Genomic DNA, 21,895 nt, shown 5'->3' with positions numbered 1-21,895 from the left:
TTGATGAGCACCTAGTAAGTGTTATTTATAATGCTTTTGGTGTAGTTGTTGAATCAATCTAAAGTTAGAAGATAAAAAGTAGCGCAACTTACTATAAAAATGCCCCGAGCCAATTTGTTTAATCAATTCCTTCATTGATAATACTTCTCTACAACGTCTGATCCGCATAAACTTTTGATTTTTTAGGTTTGCATCGCTCATCAAGTGTTGATGTTTATCAAAATACTGTAAATAGCCTTTTACGCTGTTAGTATTCGCTATCATTCGCTGTGAAGAACCGGTGTCATTAACAATATATGTAGGAGTAGCTATGCGAAAGGCCGCGCCGTACTTAATCATCAAACGGGTCCAAAGGTCATAATCTTGGCAAGCTACAAATTGTTCGTCAAAGCCACCAATACTGAGCACTCGCTCTTTTTTTACTAAAACTTGCGAGGTTGCTTCATTGTAACTTAGTTGCTGTGCAAGGGTTATTTGTCCTTCTTTGGCATCAATTATTCGCTTTTTTTTACCATAATCCCAATACATACTTGAGCAAACAAATGCATAGTTATCATCATAAGCCGATACTAGGCTAGCAATTCTATTTGGCAGAAATACATCATCATCATCAAGGCCGGTAACAAACTCACCATTAGCCTGTTTGATAGCTAAGTTCCTTGAGGCACAAGCCCCTTTACTGACGTTATTTTTAAAAATGAAAATGTTGTTATGTTTACTACTAAGTTGAGTTAGAAATTCGAAGGTATTATCGGTAGAGCCATCATCAACAACAAGTATTTCTATATTTGGGTAAGTTTGTTGGAAAATTGAGTCAATAGCATTAGCAAGTAGTGCTTGACGATTTTTTGTCGGAATGTAGACACTGACTAAAGGTAACGATAAATCACTATTTTTAGCTAATTCTATTGGATTCATCTCTTTCCCATTGTTTAGTTTTACCCAGCATAAATTGAATTTTCGCTCTGATTTTGACAACTAATTTTATAAGAATAAAAGTAGGCATACAAAACCAAGGTGGCTTGTTATATCCTTTTGGAGCGTAGATAGCGGGTTTTTTAATCTTTAGATTATTTAGTTGAACATTGCCACGTTCAACTCGGGTTAGTACTTGCAATAAATTACTGAGGTTTTTAGCGCAGGTAAATACTAAAGCACACTGTTGAGATACTGCCACTTCAGATGGCAAAAACTGCCGCCTTATATATTCGTCATCGGCAATAATTTCAGGTAAAGGAGTTATTTGTTTTATGCCTGTTTCACTCAAAGCGATGACATTGGACAGTCTATGGTTGATATTGTAAAAAGAAAGGCTTGCGACACGATAATACTGCCTCACTAAAAAATCACTCTTATTGAAAGAGAATTTGATCTTTGGGGATATGGCCTTTAAATGGCTATCTTTTAACTCTGCTACGAGTGTATTAATGTCTTTGCCACTAATTTTAATATCAGCGTCCATCAATACTTTAATAGATGATTTGCTGTTACTCACACCTAAATTCAGTGCGTTCGTTTTAGATGCCTTGTTGGTTTCAACTACTAAAAAATTGATATTTTTTTGTTGTAGGGATAATTCATTTTCTTTAAAGAATGATATTGTTCTAGTATGGGTATTGTCTTGGCAAGCATTGCAAACAACGATTAATTCAATGGTATGTAAAGTATTATCTTCAAGTAAGCTTGAAAGTGTTTTTACGATCAACACTTCTTCATTGTATGCAGGGATGATAATGCTAAATTTATATTGTTCCATAATGTGCTAATTTAATAAAAACACGTATTCGTTGGTGTATTAAGCCTCATTTATTACTTCAAGTATTTTCTCATAACCACAAAAGTTATTTTTTTTATATGGAGTAAATTGAGTATTAATTGATTTTACCACAAACTCCTCAAGCCTTTGTAAATCAGTGCAGACACAAGCATAATTATTTTTTATTACAAAATCAGCTAAATCTTGTTGGTGGTTATCTATTCGGTCAAAATTAGGCACAATCAAGGTCGGTTTTTCCATTTCTAATAAATGAAATACAGATCCTGCACCGGCATGAGTAATAACCAAGTCAGCTTTAATGACTTCATCTTCTACTTGAGTCGAGTATTTGAAATACTTATGGTTGTCAGGAAGGTATGTCCCTTCAGAAATCTGATTGACAATTTGATACTTTGTTGGTGATAACTGCTCGTTTACTGCCTTAAATAAAGCATTGTAATGAGTATGTCCGACGGTCACAAAAATATTCATAATCTACCGAAGAAGCGACTTTTAGGGTAATGTTTTTTTAGTGATTCATGTTGAATAAAAAATAAATTAGCAACATGATACATAACTTTTCCTGCAAGAGACGGCGTAAAAACACGAGACCAAGACTCGAAGTAGATAACTTTAATGTTAAACAATCGACAAATTATTCCAGGAACAACAGCCACTCCAGGACCTGTTGAAATCATAGACACTACACGGTATTTGAGCATTATGCGAATGGTTTGGCTTAGCGACCAAAAGATGTACAGAAAAAAAGTTATAATATTTTTAATGTGAGAAAATTTATCACGTGCTTCTATACAATAAAACTGGCGAATAAAGTTATTATCTTTTGATTTAACGTCAGTTAAAGCAATAAACGGTATACTTTTTAGTTCTTCAGGTGCGCCATTAATAAAGCGTGTCATCTGTGCAGCATGACCTCCCTTTCCATATACCATAAGTATTACTTCGGGACGATTTTTTAACATTTAAGGATTAATGCTCCTATCCATTTATCATTATGTAATTAAAATTATCAAAGCTAGAGAGATCTTAAAATACATTAAACTACATTCTAAATAGAATTGTCTAATGCTTGAAGGAATCGCATTCTACCTTAAAGAAAATTAACTGGAAACATTTATCGCTGAAATAATTATGAACATTTGGCGATAAGTTTATTGCTGACGTTAAAATATAGCTACCTCCTTTACTGTTTAAATACTAGTTTAAGTTGAATCTCATTAAAGCTAACGTAAACAAGTGAATGTATGACAAAATTTTCGTTGCATTATGGTGAAGTGAGGCTCTTGTTAGAAATAACCTTCTTAATTTAATAAAGAAGAATTAAAGTTTATGTCGTTAACAACAAACCAGTACCTAATTCTTTCATTTTTTGTTAGAATCGCGACAATTTTTTAATTAAGAGTTGATCTGTAGAATGAATGTTATCGAAGCTACTATTCCTGCGCCGGGCAAAAAATTTGCAATCGTTGTGTCTCGCTTTAATCATTATATCGTTGATAGCCTACAAAATGGCGCTGTTGATGTGTTAAAACGTTTTGGTCAAGTGGCCGATGAAGATATTACAATAATCAAAGTACCAGGTGCTTATGAATTACCTTTAGTGGCTAAGAAAGCAGCGAAAAGTGGTAAGTTTGATGCAATTATCGCTATTGGTGCGGTGATTCGTGGTGGTACGCCACATTTCGACTTTGTTGCTGGTGAATGTAATAAAGGCTTAGCTCAGGTTTGTTTAGATTCTGAAATCCCAGTATCTTTCGGGGTGATCACAACCGATTCAATTGAGCAAGCAATCGAAAGAGCTGGTACTAAAGCAGGTAACAAAGGTGGTGAAGCTGCCCTTGGTGCTTTGGAAATGGTTAACGTACTTTCTCAGCTATAATTTAGCTAGTAATTTATTTGGAGAGTGTTGTGAAACCATCACCTAGAAGAAAAGCCCGTGAATTAGCGGTACAAGCCGTATATTCATGGCAAATGAGTGAAAATTCAGTTACTGATGTTGAAGCTCATTTTTTAACAGAAAACGCAAAGCGACGTTTTGAAATTGAATTCTTTCAAAAATTATTTCGTGGTGTTACTTCACAAGTAAGTTCAATTGATTCAGCTATTGAGCCACACCTTGACCGCCCTTTATGTGATGTTGATCATATTGAAAAGGCAATTTTACGGGTTGCTATTTTTGAACTAAGTGATTGTTTAGACGTTCCTTATCGGGTCGTTATTAACGAAGCTATCGAATTAGCGAAACTTTTTGCTGCTGATGATAGTCATAAGTTTATTAATGGTGTGCTTGATAAAGCAGTTAAATTAATTCGTCCAGAAGCATAATTTAACCAATAGCTACTTGTATTATTAGGCGCCATGATTATGTGCGCCTTTTGTATTTTTATGCGCGCAACATTCTGTTTTATATTACTTCTCTAGTCATATAAAACATGTCTGATATTAGCCTTTTTGATATGTGATAAATCGTTATGAAAGAATTTGAACTGATTAAGAAATATTTTACTGAACAAGCAGTAAATCGTAAAGATGTCGTGCTTGGTATTGGTGATGACTGTGCGTTGTTAACGCCTGCTGAACGACAAAATATTGCTGTAACAACAGACACTTTAGTTGCAGGAGTACATTTTCCCCATGAAACTGAACCCCGTGCTATAGGTCATAAGGCTATCGCGGTGAATTTATCCGATCTTGCAGCTATGGGAGCTGAGCCATCATGGATATCAGTTGCGATTACCTTACCTGAAATTGATGAAACATGGGTTGGTGAGTTTTGTGCCGGCGTATTTGAACTGTGTGAATATTATAATGTTCAGTTAGTGGGGGGCGATACTACCCAAGGACCATTAAGTATCACAGTTACTGCACAAGGGTTAATACCGTTTGATAAACATATTAGTCGAAGTGGCGCTAAAGCTGGCGATTGGTTATATGTAACGGGTGAAATTGGTGATGCAGCTTTAGCTATTAAGCATTATTACGGTAAAATTGAGCTTTCAAAAGAAACATTAACCGCGACGTATCAAAGGTTAAATTACCCTAAGCCTCGGGTATTAGCAGGACAAGCGCTCCGTGAGTATGCTTCTGCTGCGATAGATTTATCCGATGGTGTACTCTCTGATCTTGAACACATTCGTAAAGCCTCTAATGTTGGGGTAAATATTGTGCTCGAAGATTTACCTCTTTCAAATGAGCTTATCGACACATTAGGGCATGAAGCGGCAATCGAATTAGCGTTACAAGGTGGCGACGATTACGAATTGTTATTTACTGTTTCTGCCGATAATAAAGTGGGCATGGAAACGGCTTTGGCTAATGTTGGCGTAAAGGTTACTTGTATTGGTCAATTAAATGCTACCGGTAAAGTTACCACCACGCTTAATAGTGAAGTGACTCAAATAAACGCCAATGGATTTGAGCATTTTTCAGCGAAAGATAATTCCCATGAGCGCTAATAAATTCAACTTATCTGATCCTATTCAGTTTCTCGCATTAGGTTTTGGTAGCGGTCTTGCGCCGAAAGCGCCCGGTACATTCGGTACAATTGCAGCGATCCCTTTATTATTGTTATGCGCTTCTTTGACCGTAACTCAGTATGCGGTGTTAGTTGTCGTGATGTCGTTAATTGGCATTTATTTATGCGGTTATGCTGCAAAAGCGGCTGGTGTACATGATCATCCTGCTATCGTATGGGACGAAATTGTCGGTTTATTTATCACAATGTTTATGCTCCCATTGACGTGGCAAACAATTTTTGTTGGATTTGTTTTATTTCGACTCTTTGACATTGTTAAACCTTGGCCGATTTCTTGGCTCGATAAACATTGTCATGGTGGTTTTGGCATTATGATCGATGATATTGTTGCGGGATTTGCTGCATTAGCATGTATGCACTTAATTTTTTAGTGATTGATTATATTCTTTCCTAATAGGCTCACTTACTTCGGTTGATAAATCATCTGTGCAAGCCAACCCAAGCCAATTTAAGATAATTAATGTAAGCGTTGTAGGTATTGCAAGTAAATAAAAAGCCCAAATAGCGATATTTGGGCTTTCGTTTAATTACATGCTGATTAGCTAATCAAACCATTATTAATGCAAGATTCTCGCTTTAATAGTACCTTCAATGGCTTTTAATGCTCGTAAAGCGGTTGCGCTATCCGCGGTTTCAATATCAATAACCACATAGCCAATTTCATCATCGGTTTGTAGATACTGAGCTGCAATATTCACGTTATGCTCGGCAAATGCTTGGTTAATTTTAGTCAAAATGCCCGGTTGATTGCGATGAATATGTAGTAAACGGCTGGTGCCTGTATGACCTGGTAAAGACACTTGCGGAAAATTCACTGCAGACAATGTTGAGCCATTATCTGAATATTTCGCTAATTTACTGGCGACTTCTAAGCCTATATTTTCTTGAGCTTCTTTCGTGCTACCGCCAATGTGAGGCGTTAAAATCACATTATCAAACTCACGTAATGGTGAAACAAATTCTTCATCGTTGCCTTTGGGCTCCACTGGGAAAACATCAATAGCGGCACCTGCAACTTTTTTGGCCTTCAATGCTTGCGATAATGCGTCAATATCAACAACGGTACCACGTGAGGCATTGATAAAGATAACACCATCTTTCATAGCGTTAAATTCAGCAGCCGCCATCATATTTTGAGTTTGAGGGGTTTCTGGTACATGCAAGCTAACCACATCAGATTCAGCAAGTAAGGCATTAAGTGATGAAGCTTGGCTTGCATTACCTAAAGGTAATTTAGTTTCAATGTCATAAAAGCGTACTTTCATGCCAATGGTTTCAGCAAGTATGCCTAATTGCATACCGATATGGCCATAACCAATAATACCTAAAGTTTTTCCTCTGGCTTCCACCGATCCTACCGCAGACTTATTCCACACTCCACGATGCGCTTGTGCACTTTTCTCAGGTATACCACGTAATAAAAGTAATAATTCACCGATGACTAATTCAGCAACTGAACGAGTATTTGAGAAAGGTGCATTAAAAACTGGTATTCCTAACTTTTGAGCGGCTTTGGTATCAACTTGGTTTGTGCCAATACAATAACAACCAATCGCCACGAGTTTTTTGGCGTGCTTAAGTACATTTTCATTCAACATAGTACGTGAGCGAATACCAATAAAATGTACAGAGGAAATTTTTTCGATCAATTCTTCTTCAGCTAAAGACGTTTTCAAATATTCAATGTTGCTATATCCTTGAGATTTAAGCTCTTCAATAGCGCTTTGATGAACACCTTCTAATAATAAGATCTTAATTTTTTCTTTTGCTAATGATTTATTACTCATGATCGATAATCACTCTTGGTAAAGTTACTAAAACTATTAAAATGTTAATGTAAGCATAAGCTCTCAAACCGCTTACAAAAATCAAATAGATGGCTAGATGCCTAAATCTGATATTAAACTAACATATAGTGCATAAACTCTAAAGTGTTATTTTACTATTTTTGCCCCTTCAGGGGTTCCAAGTATTAAAACATCGGCACCGCGAGCGGCAAACAAACCATTGGTAACAACACCTACCAAGGCATTGATGTCATTTTCCAAGCGTATTGGATCGATTATGTCTAAGTTATGCACATCGAGAATGACGTTTCCGTTATCTGTGATCACGCCTTGACGATAAACTGGATCACCACCAAGTTTTACTAATTCTCGGGCAACATAACTCCTTGCCATAGGGATCACTTCAACAGGTAATGGAAATTTGCCCAAAACTTCAACTTGCTTAGATTGATCGCAAATGCAGATAAAAGATTTTGCCACCGCGGCAACAATTTTTTCGCGGGTAAGTGCAGCGCCGCCACCTTTGATCATATGCATGTGCTTGGTAATTTCATCGGCACCGTCAATGTAAACATCAATAACATCAACATTATTTAAATCAAATACTTCAATGCCGTGAGCTTGTAATCTTTTGGTTGACTCCTCTGAGCTTGAAACGGCGCCTTCAATATCATTTTTCATTGTCGCTAATGCGTCTATAAAGTGGTTAACCGTTGAGCCTGTACCAACACCAACGATAGAATCTTTTTTAACAAATTCTAGCGCTTTGATAGCCGCTGCTTTTTTCATTTCATCTTGAGTCATAGAGGAGGTCCTGTAATTTTTGCCGTTATTATATCAGCCAATAACGGCTGAATATATGTTATCGAAGGAAAAGAAGTAGTAAGATTAATAAAACTTAAATTGATGGTTAGGTGTGATAATTTCAGGAATTGGAATATCCCAATGTTCACTGGGAATTGTCTCAACCTGTTGAAAGTCATGAGCTAAGCCAATCGGGTAGGGTTTATTTGTTTTTGCTTTTTGGGCGTACCATTTACTCAGTGTTCTATCGTAGTATCCACCTCCCATCCCAAGCCTTGCTCCTGTCTTGTCAAAAGCAACTAACGGAGTAAAAATGATATCGAGTTGTTCAAGTGGCAAGACATCCAAAACGTTCAATTTCGGCTCTAAAATATGATATTTGTTCCGTTGCATTATGGTGTGTTCATGATAGTGCAAAAATAATAAATGACCTTTACTAAAAGGGTGAAGCACAGGTAAGTAAGTCTTTATGTTTTGCGCCCAACACGCGTGAATAAATTTATCCGTATTTAACTCACCATCATTAGTTAAGTAGATAGCAATAGACTGAGCGGCAAGTACTTTTGGGTGATTGAGTAAACTGCTCGCTAAACGCTGTGACTGTTGTTGCTGGGTTGTTTCATCTAATGATTGACGTTTCTGGCGAATTACATGCCTAATTTCATTTCTAGAAAGTGAATTAGAGGTAGTCATTTTGTCTGATCAGTATGGATTGATAAGTTAACAATAAACGGCGAAGCAAAAAAGTGAAAGTAAAAAAATAGCCAACGATATTGTTGGCTATTGTATAGGAACTGCATTTATTTTAAGTTGAGATAATTAATTAATTAACTAACTGGCGATACTGACTTCACGTGTTCAGCCGCTGTATCTTCCGCTTTAGGGTCTTCATCATCAGCAGCAAGGCTTTCCCAAAATCTTGATTTCAAACCAATTAACAACATTACAATCCCGATACCAATACTAAATAAACTAATTTGGAGATATAACGAAGGTATTTGCTCTACGTTATTTGGATCGTAGTTACCCGCTAGTAAACCAGAAATAATATTACCAATTGAATAGGTTAATACGAAAATCCCCATCATTTGACCAGCAAAACGTTTAGGAGAAAGTTTACTAACCGCACTAAGTGCAACTGGGCTTAAACATAATTCACCTACTGTGTGTAAAAAGTAAGTGGCAACTAACCAATAAGGCGCTACTTTCATACCTGAAGCGGCGTATTGTGCAGCAAAAAACATCACGATAAAACCACTTGCCATGATGATCAAACCAAAGGCACATTTAATACCGTAAGAGGGGCTAACTAATTTTTTACCTAAGTTAATCCATAATGCAGCGAAGAAAGGAGACAATAAAACAATAAACACAGAATTTAGTGATTGGAACCAGCCTGTAGGTACCTCAAATGAGCCAACTAAACGGTCTGTATAATCACGTGCGAATAAGTTCATTGAAGAACCTGCTTGCTCAAATCCAGACCAAAAACAGGCAGAAGCGATACAAATCAGTAATAATGCCCACAGTCTTTTCTTTTCATTTGGGGTTAAGTTACTGAAAAAGTAAATAACGGCGTAATAAATAACAAAAATAAGCGAGAATGCTATCGCAACATATTGTGCTACCGCTACCGGGTCGATTGCAATAGTACCATTGAAAACTAAGGCTGTGACTATAGCTATACCTACTAATACGGCACCAATTAGTGACCAACTTGTTTTCTGAGCTTTTTCAGACATCGGATAAACAGGGTGTTCACCAACGCCAGCAAGTTTAGGAGTAGTAATTTTATATTGAATTAAACCTAACGCCATACCAACTGCAGCTGCGCCAAATGCCCAGTGCCAGCCAACATTTTCCATTAAGTAACCACAAACGCCGTAACCAATAACAGAGCCTATATTAATGCCCATATAATATATGGCGTAGCCACTATCACGACGAACATCTTTATCCGCATATAATTGACCAACCATAGCGCCAATATTGGGCTTTAATAAACCGGTACCTAAAATAACAACGATTAAACCGATAAAGAAAGTATCATCACTTGGAATGGCTAAAATAATATGGCCAATCATAATAATGATAGCGCCGTACCAAACAGATTTTTGCCCACCGAGCAATCGGTCAGAAATCCAACCGCCAGGTAAGCCCATAAAATAAACACTACCGGTATATAAACCATAAATTGCTGCTGCAGATGCGACAGTTAAGCCTAAACCGCCTTCTTGTAATGTTGCTGTCATAAAAAGTACAAGCAGCATGCGCATGCCATAATAACTCATACGTTCCCACATTTCTGTGATGAACAAAGTTTGTAAGCCTTTAGGATGACCAAAGAACGAATGGTCAGTTTGCGTTGTCATATATAATTTCCTTCGTAAGGGGCGACGTACATCTATTTTTATTATTGGTGTGGTTGTCTAATGGTTAAATCAAACGTATCGATGTCGACGCTTTTTATAATAAATCAGCGGCATTTATACCTTTGATAGCCATCAAGCGCAAGTTTATCGCGCAGTTATCTGATGTTTTAAGCGGAAGAATTCGATTGAAAATGAATTAAATTCTGAAAAAATAACATTAAACTGGAGTTTAAATGTTAATTAATAGTACTATTTAACCCAGTTAACATAAATTATAGTCAATAAAGATGGTCAATATGGAAAAAAAAATTACCAAAGCAGTGATCCCTGTCGCAGGTCTTGGAACAAGAATGTTACCCGCAACAAAAGCCATCCCGAAAGAAATGTTGCCGATAGTGGATAAGCCGTTAATTCAATATATTGTCAATGAATGTATCGATGCGGGCATTACAGAAATTGTTTTAGTGACCCATTCTTCGAAAAATGCCATTGAAAATCATTTTGATAAATCCTTTGAATTAGAAACAACGCTTGAAAAGCGTGTCAAACGTCAATTACTCGAAGAAATTCAAGCGATTTGCCCAAAAGACATCACTATATTACATGTGCGTCAAGGTGAAGCGAAAGGCTTGGGACATGCGGTATTAAAAGCACGGCCAATTATTGGAAATGAGCCTTTTGCTGTCGTTTTACCTGATGTTATCCTCGATGATGCGCATGCCAATTTAAAAACAGAAAACCTTTCTGCCATGCTAACTCGTTATAAAGAAGTGGGTAATTATAGTCAGATCATGGTTGAACCTGTACCTATGGAGAAAGTCAGTAGTTACGGCGTTGTTGATTGTGGCGGTTATGAACTTGCGCCAGGAGAGTCAAAAACCATGACGGCTATTGTTGAAAAGCCACCGATAGAAAGTGCACCATCGAATTTAGCGGTTGTCGGTCGTTATGTCTTATCTGAAAAAATTTGGGATTTGCTCAGTTTAACTCCTCCAGGAGCTGGTGATGAAATTCAGCTAACCGATGCAATTGCAATGCTGATGGAAAAAGAAACTGTTGAGGCTTTCCATATGACAGGTAAATCACATGACTGTGGCTCTAAGCTTGGTTATATGAATGCCAACGTTGAATATGGTTTAAGACATCCCGAACTTGCTGATGACTTTAAACAACATTTAATTGAGTTATTAAAATAGTCTTTTGACAGTAAAAAGTGAGGTATTTAATGCGGAAAGTTTTTTCTGCATAAATACCTTAATACAGTGTAATAATCTAGGTTGCTTTTTCAATGTGAACTTTAAAATAGGTGTTTCTGTATGTGTTTCTCATTAGTTAAGCACTTTAGTAATAGTTAATAATCGTTGATTGATAAAATAAGGATATATCGGTGTTTCAAGAGCTAAATGATATTTGCCAACTTGCAAAGAAAGTGAAAAGTCGTTCTATTTTAGAATTATTTACTGATGCAAATCGGGCCGATAAATTTTCGGTCTCGGTTGGCGATATCTTTCTTGATTATTCGAAACAAAATATCCGTGATAACGAGTTATCTGCATTGTTTCAGTGGGCAGAAAATTGTCATTTATCTGAGACGATTAATGAGATGTTTTCAGGTGAAAAAATTAATAAAACAGAAAATCGGGCTGTTTTACACACCGCATTAAGAGCCTCAAAGTCATTAAAACACTCAATATTGAAAGAAACAGCGCAAGAAGTTATTGAGACCGAAAATAAAATGGCTGAAATTGTTGATAATGTTTGTTCAGGCAAGCTACTTTCGGCATCAGGAGAAAAATTTACGGATGTTTTAGCCATTGGTATTGGAGGGTCATATTACGGTATAAAAGTCGCACTCACTGCACTTAAGCCATATCATACTACGGGATTAAATGTTCATGTGTTAGCTAATGTCGATGGCGGTGCGGTTGAAGAAAAAATGCGTCTACTACCCGTTGAAACAACGTTAGTTGTGGTGATATCAAAAACTTTTACCACTCAAGAAACACTACTCAATGCTACAGCGATAAAAAATTGGATGTTATCAAACGCTAACAATAAGGATATTATCGAAAAGCAATGGTTCGCTATTAGCACCAATATTGATGCGGTGATCTCATTTGGCTTATCAAAACAACATATTTTACCTATGTGGGACTGGGTTGGTGGTCGATTTTCGTTATGGTCTGCCGTTGGCTTACCGCTAGCGCTGGCGATAGGAAACCAAGGGTTCTCACAGTTAAAATCCGGTGCAGCACAGATGGACGACCATTTTAAAACGGCCTCTTTTTCAGAGAATATGCCTGTTTTATTAGCGCTACTAGGGATATGGAATCGTAATGGTCTAGCTCATTCTAGTTTAGCCATTTTACCTTATGATCATTCTTTACGCGCTTTACCGGGGTATTTGCAACAGACAGACATGGAAAGTAATGGTAAATCTGTAGGTGTTAATGGTGAAAAATTATCGTGGCAAACTGCGCCGGTTGTTTTTGGTCAGGAAGGCACAAATGGCCAACATGCTTTCATGCAATTAATGCATCAAAGTGATGATATTATCCCCACTGATTTTATTATTGCCCTCAACAGTTCAAGCCCATTTAACAGCCATCATCAAGTGCTTGTCGCAAATTGTTTTGCGCAAAGTGAAGCATTAATGCAAGGTAAAAGCTTATCGCAAGTAAAAGAAGAGTTATCTGCTGCAGGTTTCTCGTCAGATGATATTGAAAGCTTAGCTCCCCATAAAACCATGAAAGGTAATACCCCAAGTAATACGTTATTGTTAAAAAGTGTCACACCTAAATCATTCGGTGCTTTGTTAGCTTTATATGAACATAAAATATTTGTTCAAGGGGCTTTGTGGCAACTTAATTCTTTTGATCAGTGGGGGGTAGAATTAGGTAAACAATTAGGTAATCAAATATTAAAGGTAATGGATGGAGAGCAAAGCGAACGGTTATCTTCCTCGTCATTATCATTAATTTCCAAGTTTAATCAGGCTAAATAACTCCTTACTTAATACTAAATGAATGCTTGAATGATTTTTATATTCATTTTTTGTCTATTAAATTTCTTTCTTATATTGGAAAATACTAAAGTATTATGCCAAAATTCATGTCATATTTAATAGGGATTTAACGTTAAGAAGCCAATGAATTTAACTCATTTACAAAAGTTAGAAGCTGAATCTATCCACATAATGCGTGAAGTTGCTGCTGAGTTTGATAACCCAGTGATGCTTTATTCTGTCGGAAAAGACTCTGCTGTTTTACTTCACCTTGCCCGTAAAGCGTTTGCACCTGGAAAAATACCTTTTCCGTTATTGCATGTTGACACGACCTGGAAATTCAAAGAAATGATTGAATTTCGTGATCAAATGGCAAAAGAGTACGGTTTTGAGCTATTAGTGCATAAAAACCCTGAAGGTCTTGCCATGAACATCAGCCCATTTGAGCATGGTAGTGCCAAACATACCGATATCATGAAAACCCAAGGGCTAAAACAAGCGTTAGATAAATACGGTTTTGATGCCGCTTTTGGTGGTGCGCGTCGTGATGAAGAAAAATCTCGTGCTAAGGAACGGGTTTATTCATTTCGCGACAAAAATCATCGTTGGGATCCTAAAAGCCAACGTCCTGAATTGTGGAATGTTTATAACGGTAAAGTCAATAAAGGTGAAAGTATTCGTGTTTTCCCATTATCAAACTGGACTGAGCTAGATATTTGGCAATATATTTATTTAGAAAATATTAAAATTGTTCCGTTATACCTTTCTGAAAAGCGTCCAGTTGTTGAACGTGACGGCACTTTGATCATGGTTGATGATGATCGTATGCCAATTGAAGAAGGTGAAGAAGTGATGATGAAAAATGTTCGCTTTAGAACTTTAGGTTGTTATCCGTTAACCGGAGCGGTTGAATCTGATGCCACGACTTTACCTGAAATTATTCAAGAAATGTTGTTAACCAAAACCTCTGAACGTCAAGGGCGTGTTATTGACCATGATTCTGCAGGTTCGATGGAAAAGAAAAAAATGGAAGGTTATTTCTAAGCTTACATTAGTCATTTATCCAACTAACAATATTAATCAGTATCAGGCCTTAGTGCTGATATAAGAATAAATTCCAAAGGAAAAAAAATGAGTAATCAATCAGACTCACTTGAAACAAATTTGCTTGAAACAGATATTGAAGCGTATTTAAAGCAACATGAAAATAAAGAAATGTTGCGATTTTTTACCTGTGGTAGTGTTGATGACGGCAAAAGTACGCTAATTGGTCGTCTATTACACGACTCAAAAATGATTTTTGAAGATCAGCTTGCCGCGATTGAAAATGACAGTAAAAAGTCAGGAACTACGGGTGAAGCAGTTGATCTAGCGTTATTGGTTGATGGTTTACAATCTGAGCGTGAACAAGGTATTACCATTGACGTTGCTTACCGTTATTTTGCAACCGATAAGCGCAAGTTTATTATTGCAGATACTCCTGGTCATGAACAATACACACGTAATATGGCAACAGGTGCTTCAACATGTGATTTAGCGATTATTTTGATTGATGCCCGTCATGGTGTGCAAGTACAAACCCGTCGTCATTCTTTTATTTGTTCTTTACTTGGCGTTAAACACGTATTAGTGGCTGTCAATAAAATGGATTTGGTTGATTATAGCCAAGAACGTTATCAGTCCATTAAGAAAGAGTATCGCGACTTTGCCGATGGTTTAGCATTTGATGATGTGCGTTTCGTACCTATTTCTGCATTAAATGGTGATAATGTTGTAGAAGAAAGTGCCAATATGTCATGGTATCCGGGCGCTACAATGATGAAATTGTTAAATACTATTTCTGTTGATAACGATGAAAGCTTCACACAATTTCGACTGCAAGTGCAATATGTTAACCGTCCTAATTTAAACTTCAGAGGCTTCTCTGGTACGATTGGCTCAGGTCATATTCGCGTTGGTGATGAGATTGTTGCTTTACCGTCTGGAAAAGAAAGTACGGTAAAATCGATCGTTACCTTTGATGGAAATTTAGAGCGTGCTGATAAAGGTCAAGCCATTACGTTAACGCTCGATGATGAAATTGATATTAGCCGCGGTGAGATGATCGTCAAAAAAGGCGCCTTACCTGAATCATCGAAAGAATTTAACGCCTCTGTTGTTTGGATGCATGAAGATGAATTAGAAGCAGGGCGTGAATATTATATTAAACAAGGCAGTAAAACTACTACTGGTCATGTCATCGATATTGAACATCGTATCGATGTAAATACCATGGAAACAAGTGACGTTACTCAACTAGCTTTAAATGAAATAGGCTCGGTAAATTTTGAAGTGGCTGAAACTCTGCATTTTGATGCATATCACAACAATAAAACCACAGGCGCTTTTATTATTATTGACCGATTAAGTAATATTACCGTTGGTGCGGGGATGATCAATAAAGCGATTTCAAAAGATCAAAAAGTTGAATTTTCAGCATTTGAACTTGAATATAATGCGCTTGTGAGAAAACACTTCCCTCATTGGGGCGCCCGTGATATTTCTAAACTGAAATAAGTGTTTTACTGTCAGAGTAAAACTGCAGATACTTTGACATTCAAGTCGTTGAACGCTTTAAGTTTACGTGTTCAGCGACTGATATTTTTATCGATAAGTAAGCTAGCAAAAGGAAAATAAAAGTGGTCGCAATGCAATGGCTTTTAGTGGTCATTTTTATCGGTACCTTTATTGGACTTTTAAAGTTTCAACGTAGACCTGAACGGGTATTTTCTGCTGCAATGTTAACCTGTTTAGCGACTTCTTTTGTCGATACGGATCATATCCTTAATAATGCCGTAAATTCCGGTTTAGTTACTCTAATTTTATTGGTATTAGCGTCTTTCTCGTTTGAAAGAACCAGCATTTTACGCCGCTTGTCGGCAACAATGATTAATGGCTCGCCATTAAAATCAACGGTTAGAACTTTAACTTATACCGCATTTTCTTCTGCTTTAATGAACAATACGGCTGTGGTGGCCGCATTAATTTCCACGGTTAAAAATAACCGATTAATTAACCCTGGAAAATTATTACTCCCTTTATCGTTTGCTGCCATATTAGGCGGAAGCTTAACTTTGGTGGGCACTTCAACAAACTTGATCGTCAATACCATGTTGATTGAACAAGGTCATGCTGGGATCCGTTTTTTTGATTTTACCCCGATTGGCATCGTTGCCTTATTGGTTTGTTTGTTACTGATCATTATACGACAACACAAATTGCCGAATATCAAAGAAGAACATGCTTCAAATCAAGATTACTTATTAGAGGCTAAAGTAAGCCCTGATTCAAAAATGCTCGGTTTGACTATCGAAGAAAATGGCTTAAGAAATTTAGACTCGCTATTTTTAGTAGAAATAATTCGTAATAACCGTTTAATTTCTCCCGTGTCACCTGATGAGTTGATCCTGAAAAATGATAAGTTAATTTTTTCAGGGGATATTTCAAAAATACTGATTTTACAGCAATTTGACGGGTTAACTTTATATGCTGAACAAAGTGGTTTACTCAGAGATAACTTAACCGAAGTACTGATTAAGCCTGATGCGACGATTGTTGGTAAAACATTAAAACAATCTGGCTTTCGAGCGCGATTTGATGCTGCCGTTGTGGCAATTAAACGAGAAGGGAGTTCCTTATCTGGCAAGCTCGGCGAAATGATAATTAAACCTGGCGATTTTCTTGTACTAGCTGTGGGGAATGACTTTAGCGCTCGAACTAACTTAACGAAAAACTTTTATATTTTGTCGGGGCATAAACCCGATAATATGCTCTCTGGTTGGCGTGATAATTTAACCTTGTTTGGCTTTATTGCCTGTATTTTAGTTTCCGTTTTATTAAACGTTACTTTGCTTAAATGTTTGATTTTTTATATTTCATTGCTGATTTTTACAGGTTGCTTAACGGTAAACGAAATAAAGCGCCGTTTTCCTTTAGAAATTTGGATGATTGTTGTGGGGGCGTTAACGCTTGCCAATGCACTTGAAACAAGCGGCGTTGCTGACTTAATCGCCGTTAATATTGAACATATTTTACATGGGAAAAGTGCTTATCTGACTTTAGTGGTGATATTTATTACGACGTTAGTCATTACTGAGCTGATCACCAACAGTGCCGCAGCAGCCTTGGTTTTTCCTATTGCCTATAATATAGCGTTGGGTTTGGGAGTCAGCCCATTGCCTTTTGTCATGGCGGTAGCATTTGCCGCAAGTGGTAGTTTTATTAGCCCGTTTGGCTACCAAACAAATGTCATGGTTTATAACGCAGGTAATTATACCTTAAAAGATTTTGTCTCTTTTGGCTTGCCGGTATCTTTGGCTTATAGCACAGTTGTATTAATGTTATTACCTTATGTTTTTCCTTTTTAGTAAAATTGAATCAATAGCTTAGTAGTTGGCTTGGCGAGAGCAAATGCTGCTTTAACAAATTTTAATAGTGAATAAAAAATGAATATGAAAACTGATAATACTGTTTGGCATGAGCAATTAGTGAATAAAGAACAGCGCGCTAATATAAAAGATCAGCGACCTTGTTTGCTTTGGTATACTGGCTTAAGCGGCTCAGGTAAATCAACTGTGGCAAATGCCGTAGATCGATTGCTTTTCGAACGTGGTTGTCATACTTATTTACTCGATGGTGACAATGTCCGTCATGGCTTAAATGGTGATTTAAGTTTTAGTGATGAAGACAGAGTGGAAAATATCCGCCGCATCAGTGAAGTGTCAAAGCTGTTTATTGATGCTGGCATGATAGTTTCTACTGCTTTTATTTCGCCGTTTGCCGCAGATAGAAAAATGGCTAAAGATTTATTAGCAGAAGGCGAGTTTATTGAAGTCTTTATCGATACGCCCATGACTATTTGTGAGCAACGTGATCCAAAGGGACTTTATAAAAAAGCACGAGCGGGTGAGATCAAAGACTTTACTGGCATCGACTCAACGTATGATGTGCCTAAGCAACCGACTATTCATGTGAAAACCGCTGAGCAAGATATCCGTCAATGCGCGGAACAAATTATCCAGTATTTACTTAATCATCACTATATAAAATAGTGTATGAATAACTTATTCGGTAGCTAAGCGAACAACAAGTTTTAAAGCTTAACAATTGCCGCAAGTTATCTCTAAACTTTTAAAAATGGAAGAGTGTTAATTTATGCATTTTGATGTATTTAATGGTGATGCCGATGGCATTATCGCGTTAGTACAATTACGATTAGCTGAGCCAAAACAATCTAAGCTGATCACCGGAGTTAAGCGCGATATTGCCTTGGTTGAGAAAGTGTCTATAGAACAAGCAACGTCTGCGACCATACTTGATATCTCGATGGAAAAAAATATTACCTCGTTAACTCAGCTATTAAATAATGAGGTTGATGTGTTTTATGTTGATCACCATAGAGCGGGTGATATTCCACAAACGGATAAGCTACGAGCTATCATTGATACTGACGCCAATACTTGCACGAGTTTATTGGTCAATACTCATCTTAATCATCAGTATGTCAACTGGGCGATTACGGCAGCCTATGGTGATAATATGCTTGCCTCTGCGGAAGCGCTTGCTGAGCAAGTTGGATTATCACAATTTGAAAAATCGCAATTAAAAGCTTTAGGTATTTATATTAATTACAATGGTTATGGGCGCAGTGTTAATGATTTACATGTTGCGCCGGATCAACTGTACTTAAAATTGCTACAGTATGAAAACCCATTGGCGTTAATTGCAGAGCCTAATTCGGTGTTTCATCAGTTGGAAAATGCTTATAACCAAGATATGGAAAAAGCGATTAGTGCACAAATTCTCGCAAATAATAAACAATGTAAAGCCGTAGTCTTACCTGATGAAGCTTGGGCGCGACGAGTAAGTGGTGTATTTGGTAACGAGTTAGCTAATCAATCTCCAGATAAAGCGAATATTGTCTTTACGATAAACACTGACGGTAGTTATACCGTTAGTCTGCGAGCACCACTAAATAATAAACAAGGTGCAGGCGATATCTGTGCTGAATTTCCCACAGGGGGAGGAAGAGCTGCGGCTGCAGGAGTGAACAAATTACCTGCAGAAATGATTAACGCATTTATTAAAGCCGTGGCACAATATTACGCTTAAAATTAACTTAATATTATTTGCCATACATTATCGATTGTTACTAGATAATAATTTTTGATAAGACAAAAAGATAAGGAACATTATGAGTTTATTGATCACCGGCGGTACTGGCTATATTGGTAGTCATACGGTCGTAGAGTTATTAAATTTAAACAAAGATATTGTCATTGTTGATAATTTATCTAATTCATCAACATTAGTCTTAGACCGTATCACGCAAATTACCGGTAAGACGGTAACTTTTATTGAAGCCGATATTTGTGATGAAGCTGCGTTAAATCGTATTTTTGAGCAGCATAGTATCGAAGCCGTTATTCATTTTGCTGGCTTAAAAGCGGTGGGTGAATCCAATGAAATTCCGCTTGCTTATTATCAAAACAATGTTGCTGGCTCAGTGACGTTATTTAGAGTGATGGCACAGCATAATGTTAAAAATTTAGTGTTTAGCTCTTCGGCAACGGTTTACGGTGAAAATAACCCCGCACCTCTTGTTGAAACTATGCCTACTTCAGCCACTAATCCGTATGGCCAAACCAAATTAATGGTTGAACACATATTACAAGACTTAGCTAAAAGTGATGATACTTGGTCTATTGCTTGTTTACGTTATTTCAATCCTATCGGCGCACACGAAACTGGCTTAATTGGTGAAAACCCAAATGGCATACCAAATAACTTGTTGCCTTATGTTGCACAAGTTGCTGTTGGTCGCTTGCCTCAGTTACAAGTATTTGGTGATGATTATGATACGGTAGATGGTACAGGAGTCAGAGATTATATTCATGTGGTCGATTTAGCTGTTGGTCATGTAAAAGCGTTGGAAAACTTGTCTAAAATATCAGGTTGCCAGCCAATAAATATTGGTACAGGTAATGGTACATCGGTGCTTGAGATTGTGAATGCGTTTAAGGAAATTAGTGGTCAAGATATTCCTTATGCGATCGTTCCTCGCCGTGCAGGCGATATCGCAACCGTATATGCTGATGCGAGCGTTGCTAATAAGTTACTTGGTTGGCAGGCAAGTCGAGATTTAAATGCTATGATAACGGATACGTGGCGTTGGCAATCAGAAAATCCGAATGGTTTTGAATAACAATATTTTAAAATCGTGAAAAAAAGAGCCGTACGGCTCTTTTTTTATGTATGCAGTTTTAATCAGTAAACGAACTGTTCAAGCTTGGTTATTTTATTAATACTCAGCGGTCTAGTCTTGAGTAAGCTGAGACTGTTCATCCGCCCAAGCTATCGCTTCGTTATAATCTTTAACAACCTTCTCTTTGCTTAACCCTAATTTTTCCATGACAGTGGCGGTTTTATCCCAATTGGCATGTTCAATGAGTTTAACTAAAGTGATCAGAGCGGCTAAAACCCCTTTCTTTGTGGTAAGTGCGTCTTTGATCTCTTGAGCGAGAGGCAGCTTCTCTAATATACTTTCTAAGCTTTCATCGAGTATGGCATCAATTAATGACAATAATCCTGTTAAAAACGCGATAGAAGTATCAACGGGGGCTTTAATATCTTGAGCAACCAATTCACAAAATTTTGCTCTGGTCATTGCTGCATTAATTAATTCACTCGGTTTGTCAGGATTAACATTCGTGGCAAACATTAACCCGAGAAAACGTTTTAATTCTCCTGAGCCTAAAATAACGAGCGCTTGTTTAATCGTTGAAATTTCACTTCTACGTTTAAAAATAGGAGAGTTTGCATAACGTAATAATTTATATGATAACGAAACATCGCGCTCAAATACTGAAGTGATACTGGTAAGATCTAATTCTGGTTTTGAGGTTTCATATAATAATTCAGCCATGGCAATTTGCGAAGGCGATAAAGATTTTGTTTTCACCATTTCAGGTTTAGCAAAGAAAAAACCTTGAAACAATTCAAAACCTAGCTCGATGGCTTGATTATATTCTTCATAGGTTTCAACTTTTTCTGCTAATAATTGGATATGAGGATGTTTGACAATCGCGGTTTTTATTTCTTTGATTTGTTCAATACTTGTGTCTTTCCAATCGACTTTAATGATTTTTATATAGGGATAAAAATGCCCCCATACCGGTTGGTGAATGTAATCATCTAAAGCGAGTGTATAACCTTTTTCTACCAAATCTTTACATAATGATAAAAGCTTTTTACCAGGTTTGACTGTTTCTAAAATTTCAACCACAACTTCATCGGTGGTTAACATTTCAGGGTAACCTTGTTCGATGGTTTCTAAAGTGAAATTTATAAATGCTGGCTTATTTCCAGTAAACTCGCTGATTCCTAAATTGAATTTACTCGCTTCAACCATTTTACTGGTGGCTTCATCACCATCAATATCTGGAAATACGTTATCTATACTATCGCGAAACAATAATTCATATGCAAAGAGGTTCTTTTCTTTGTCTAGAATAGGTTGTCTGGCTGCGTAGAAATACATAGAAGATCCTGTTTACCTTTTTATATTATGAATATATG

The 21,895-nt window shown here is 37.0% G+C and carries 21 protein-coding genes; 12 read left to right on the top strand and 9 right to left on the bottom strand.

The genetic code is table 11. From position 1 onward, the window contains the following. Nucleotides 1–21: 21 nt before the first annotated feature. From ABXH06_RS00655 to pssD, 4 genes are read right to left on the bottom strand one after another with little or no spacing between them, the layout of a single operon-like run. On the bottom strand, nt 22–918 hold the full coding sequence (locus tag ABXH06_RS00655) for a glycosyltransferase family 2 protein (protein ID WP_353516945.1): 897 nt from the start codon (nt 916–918) through the stop codon (nt 22–24). After that, nucleotides 896–1,756 (bottom strand): glycosyltransferase family 2 protein, encoded by an 861-nt coding sequence (locus ABXH06_RS00650; RefSeq protein WP_353516944.1) that lies wholly within the window; start codon nt 1,754–1,756, stop codon nt 896–898. The genes ABXH06_RS00655 and ABXH06_RS00650 overlap by 23 nt, the downstream gene beginning before the upstream one ends. Before the next feature lie 39 nt (nt 1,757–1,795). Then, nucleotides 1,796–2,248 (bottom strand): PssE/Cps14G family polysaccharide biosynthesis glycosyltransferase, encoded by a 453-nt coding sequence (gene pssE / locus ABXH06_RS00645; protein WP_311577779.1) that lies wholly within the window; start codon nt 2,246–2,248, stop codon nt 1,796–1,798. After that, entirely contained in the window at nt 2,245–2,739 is a 495-nt protein-coding gene (pssD, locus tag ABXH06_RS00640; RefSeq protein WP_311577776.1) for a PssD/Cps14F family polysaccharide biosynthesis glycosyltransferase, read from the bottom strand. The genes pssE and pssD overlap by 4 nt, the downstream gene beginning before the upstream one ends. A gap of 452 nt (nt 2,740–3,191) precedes the next feature. Here pssD and ribH point away from each other — a divergent pair, with 452 nt between their 5' ends. The 4 genes from ribH to ABXH06_RS00620 all read left to right on the top strand — a co-directional run bounded on the left by ribH (nt 3,192) and on the right by ABXH06_RS00620 (nt 5,683). Next, nucleotides 3,192–3,656, top strand: coding sequence for a 6,7-dimethyl-8-ribityllumazine synthase (ribH, locus tag ABXH06_RS00635; protein ID WP_311577771.1), 465 nt, complete (start codon nt 3,192–3,194; stop codon nt 3,654–3,656). 29 nt (nt 3,657–3,685) lie between these two features. After that, the gene (gene nusB, locus ABXH06_RS00630) at nt 3,686–4,102 is read left to right on the top strand and encodes a transcription antitermination factor NusB (RefSeq protein WP_311577769.1); all 417 of its coding nucleotides are present in this window, start codon (nt 3,686–3,688) and stop codon (nt 4,100–4,102) included. Between the two features lie 146 nt (nt 4,103–4,248). Continuing rightward, on the top strand, nt 4,249–5,232 hold the full coding sequence (gene thiL, locus ABXH06_RS00625; protein ID WP_353516943.1) for a thiamine-phosphate kinase: 984 nt from the start codon (nt 4,249–4,251) through the stop codon (nt 5,230–5,232). Beyond that, a complete protein-coding gene (locus ABXH06_RS00620; protein WP_353516942.1) occupies nt 5,222–5,683 on the top strand; it encodes a phosphatidylglycerophosphatase A family protein in 462 nt (153 codons plus the stop codon). Before thiL ends, ABXH06_RS00620 begins: the two co-directional genes overlap by 11 nt. Before the next feature lie 186 nt (nt 5,684–5,869). Here ABXH06_RS00620 and serA read toward each other — a convergent pair whose 3' ends face one another. The 4 genes from serA to ABXH06_RS00600 all read right to left on the bottom strand — a co-directional run bounded on the left by serA (nt 5,870) and on the right by ABXH06_RS00600 (nt 10,275). Next, complete coding sequence (serA, locus tag ABXH06_RS00615; RefSeq protein WP_353516941.1) at nt 5,870–7,099, bottom strand: phosphoglycerate dehydrogenase; 1,230 nt, start codon at nt 7,097–7,099, stop codon at nt 5,870–5,872. Between the two features lie 147 nt (nt 7,100–7,246). Continuing rightward, nucleotides 7,247–7,903 carry a ribose-5-phosphate isomerase RpiA gene (gene rpiA, locus ABXH06_RS00610; protein WP_311577761.1) on the bottom strand — a complete coding sequence of 219 codons (657 nt, stop codon included), beginning with the start codon at nt 7,901–7,903 and terminating at the stop codon, nt 7,247–7,249. Nucleotides 7,904–7,987: 84 nt separating this feature from the next. Next, entirely contained in the window at nt 7,988–8,596 is a 609-nt protein-coding gene (locus ABXH06_RS00605; RefSeq protein ID WP_353516940.1) for a 5-formyltetrahydrofolate cyclo-ligase, read from the bottom strand. Between the two features lie 134 nt (nt 8,597–8,730). Continuing rightward, nucleotides 8,731–10,275 carry a peptide MFS transporter gene (locus ABXH06_RS00600; protein ID WP_353516939.1) on the bottom strand — a complete coding sequence of 515 codons (1,545 nt, stop codon included), beginning with the start codon at nt 10,273–10,275 and terminating at the stop codon, nt 8,731–8,733. Nucleotides 10,276–10,571: 296 nt separating this feature from the next. Here ABXH06_RS00600 and galU point away from each other — a divergent pair, with 296 nt between their 5' ends. The 8 genes from galU to galE all read left to right on the top strand — a co-directional run bounded on the left by galU (nt 10,572) and on the right by galE (nt 20,522). Beyond that, entirely contained in the window at nt 10,572–11,471 is a 900-nt protein-coding gene (galU, locus tag ABXH06_RS00595; RefSeq protein ID WP_353516938.1) for a UTP--glucose-1-phosphate uridylyltransferase GalU, read from the top strand. 191 nt (nt 11,472–11,662) lie between these two features. Next, nucleotides 11,663–13,279 (top strand): glucose-6-phosphate isomerase, encoded by a 1,617-nt coding sequence (pgi, locus tag ABXH06_RS00590; protein ID WP_353516937.1) that lies wholly within the window; start codon nt 11,663–11,665, stop codon nt 13,277–13,279. Between the two features lie 144 nt (nt 13,280–13,423). Beyond that, complete coding sequence (gene cysD, locus ABXH06_RS00585) at nt 13,424–14,323, top strand: sulfate adenylyltransferase subunit CysD (protein ID WP_311577750.1); 900 nt, start codon at nt 13,424–13,426, stop codon at nt 14,321–14,323. 87 nt (nt 14,324–14,410) lie between these two features. Next, entirely contained in the window at nt 14,411–15,835 is a 1,425-nt protein-coding gene (cysN, locus tag ABXH06_RS00580) for a sulfate adenylyltransferase subunit CysN (protein WP_353516936.1), read from the top strand. A 131-nt stretch (nt 15,836–15,966) separates the two neighbouring features. Then, nucleotides 15,967–17,685 (top strand): SLC13 family permease, encoded by a 1,719-nt coding sequence (locus ABXH06_RS00575; RefSeq protein WP_353516935.1) that lies wholly within the window; start codon nt 15,967–15,969, stop codon nt 17,683–17,685. 78 nt (nt 17,686–17,763) lie between these two features. Beyond that, nucleotides 17,764–18,369 (top strand): adenylyl-sulfate kinase, encoded by a 606-nt coding sequence (gene cysC, locus ABXH06_RS00570; protein ID WP_353516934.1) that lies wholly within the window; start codon nt 17,764–17,766, stop codon nt 18,367–18,369. A gap of 103 nt (nt 18,370–18,472) precedes the next feature. Then, nucleotides 18,473–19,429 carry a DHHA1 domain-containing protein gene (locus ABXH06_RS00565; RefSeq protein ID WP_353516933.1) on the top strand — a complete coding sequence of 319 codons (957 nt, stop codon included), beginning with the start codon at nt 18,473–18,475 and terminating at the stop codon, nt 19,427–19,429. Nucleotides 19,430–19,511: 82 nt separating this feature from the next. Further along, nucleotides 19,512–20,522: a UDP-glucose 4-epimerase GalE gene (galE, locus tag ABXH06_RS00560; protein WP_353516932.1), complete on the top strand. Its 1,011-nt coding sequence runs from the start codon at nt 19,512–19,514 to the stop codon at nt 20,520–20,522. A 111-nt stretch (nt 20,523–20,633) separates the two neighbouring features. Here galE and ABXH06_RS00555 read toward each other — a convergent pair whose 3' ends face one another. Then, complete coding sequence (locus ABXH06_RS00555) at nt 20,634–21,857, bottom strand: EAL and HDOD domain-containing protein (protein ID WP_311577737.1); 1,224 nt, start codon at nt 21,855–21,857, stop codon at nt 20,634–20,636. Nucleotides 21,858–21,895 lie beyond the last annotated feature (38 nt).

This window comes from Thalassotalea sp. SU-HH00458, from assembly GCF_040362795.1.
GTDB classification, from domain to species: Bacteria; Pseudomonadota; Gammaproteobacteria; order Enterobacterales; family Alteromonadaceae; genus Thalassotalea_H; species Thalassotalea_H castellviae.
The sequence above is the reverse complement of the archived record's forward strand: the minus strand, read 5'-3'. Positions and strand labels throughout refer to the sequence as shown.

Coding starts and splice junctions, on each gene's coding strand:
- ABXH06_RS00655 (WP_353516945.1), bottom strand. CDS start 918: ATGAATCCAATAGAATTAGCTAAAAATAGTGATTTATCGTTACCTTTA.
- ABXH06_RS00650 (WP_353516944.1), bottom strand. CDS start 1,756: ATGGAACAATATAAATTTAGCATTATCATCCCTGCATACAATGAAGAA.
- pssE (WP_311577779.1), bottom strand. CDS start 2,248: ATGAATATTTTTGTGACCGTCGGACATACTCATTACAATGCTTTATTT.
- pssD (WP_311577776.1), bottom strand. CDS start 2,739: ATGTTAAAAAATCGTCCCGAAGTAATACTTATGGTATATGGAAAGGGA.
- ribH (WP_311577771.1), top strand. CDS start 3,192: ATGAATGTTATCGAAGCTACTATTCCTGCGCCGGGCAAAAAATTTGCA.
- thiL (WP_353516943.1), top strand. CDS start 4,249: ATGAAAGAATTTGAACTGATTAAGAAATATTTTACTGAACAAGCAGTA.
- ABXH06_RS00620 (WP_353516942.1), top strand. CDS start 5,222: ATGAGCGCTAATAAATTCAACTTATCTGATCCTATTCAGTTTCTCGCA.
- serA (WP_353516941.1), bottom strand. CDS start 7,099: ATGAGTAATAAATCATTAGCAAAAGAAAAAATTAAGATCTTATTATTA.
- rpiA (WP_311577761.1), bottom strand. CDS start 7,903: ATGACTCAAGATGAAATGAAAAAAGCAGCGGCTATCAAAGCGCTAGAA.
- ABXH06_RS00605 (WP_353516940.1), bottom strand. CDS start 8,596: ATGACTACCTCTAATTCACTTTCTAGAAATGAAATTAGGCATGTAATT.
- ABXH06_RS00600 (WP_353516939.1), bottom strand. CDS start 10,275: ATGACAACGCAAACTGACCATTCGTTCTTTGGTCATCCTAAAGGCTTA.
- galU (WP_353516938.1), top strand. CDS start 10,572: ATGGAAAAAAAAATTACCAAAGCAGTGATCCCTGTCGCAGGTCTTGGA.
- cysD (WP_311577750.1), top strand. CDS start 13,424: ATGAATTTAACTCATTTACAAAAGTTAGAAGCTGAATCTATCCACATA.
- cysN (WP_353516936.1), top strand. CDS start 14,411: ATGAGTAATCAATCAGACTCACTTGAAACAAATTTGCTTGAAACAGAT.
- ABXH06_RS00575 (WP_353516935.1), top strand. CDS start 15,967: ATGCAATGGCTTTTAGTGGTCATTTTTATCGGTACCTTTATTGGACTT.
- cysC (WP_353516934.1), top strand. CDS start 17,764: ATGAATATGAAAACTGATAATACTGTTTGGCATGAGCAATTAGTGAAT.
- ABXH06_RS00565 (WP_353516933.1), top strand. CDS start 18,473: ATGCATTTTGATGTATTTAATGGTGATGCCGATGGCATTATCGCGTTA.
- galE (WP_353516932.1), top strand. CDS start 19,512: ATGAGTTTATTGATCACCGGCGGTACTGGCTATATTGGTAGTCATACG.
- ABXH06_RS00555 (WP_311577737.1), bottom strand. CDS start 21,857: ATGTATTTCTACGCAGCCAGACAACCTATTCTAGACAAAGAAAAGAAC.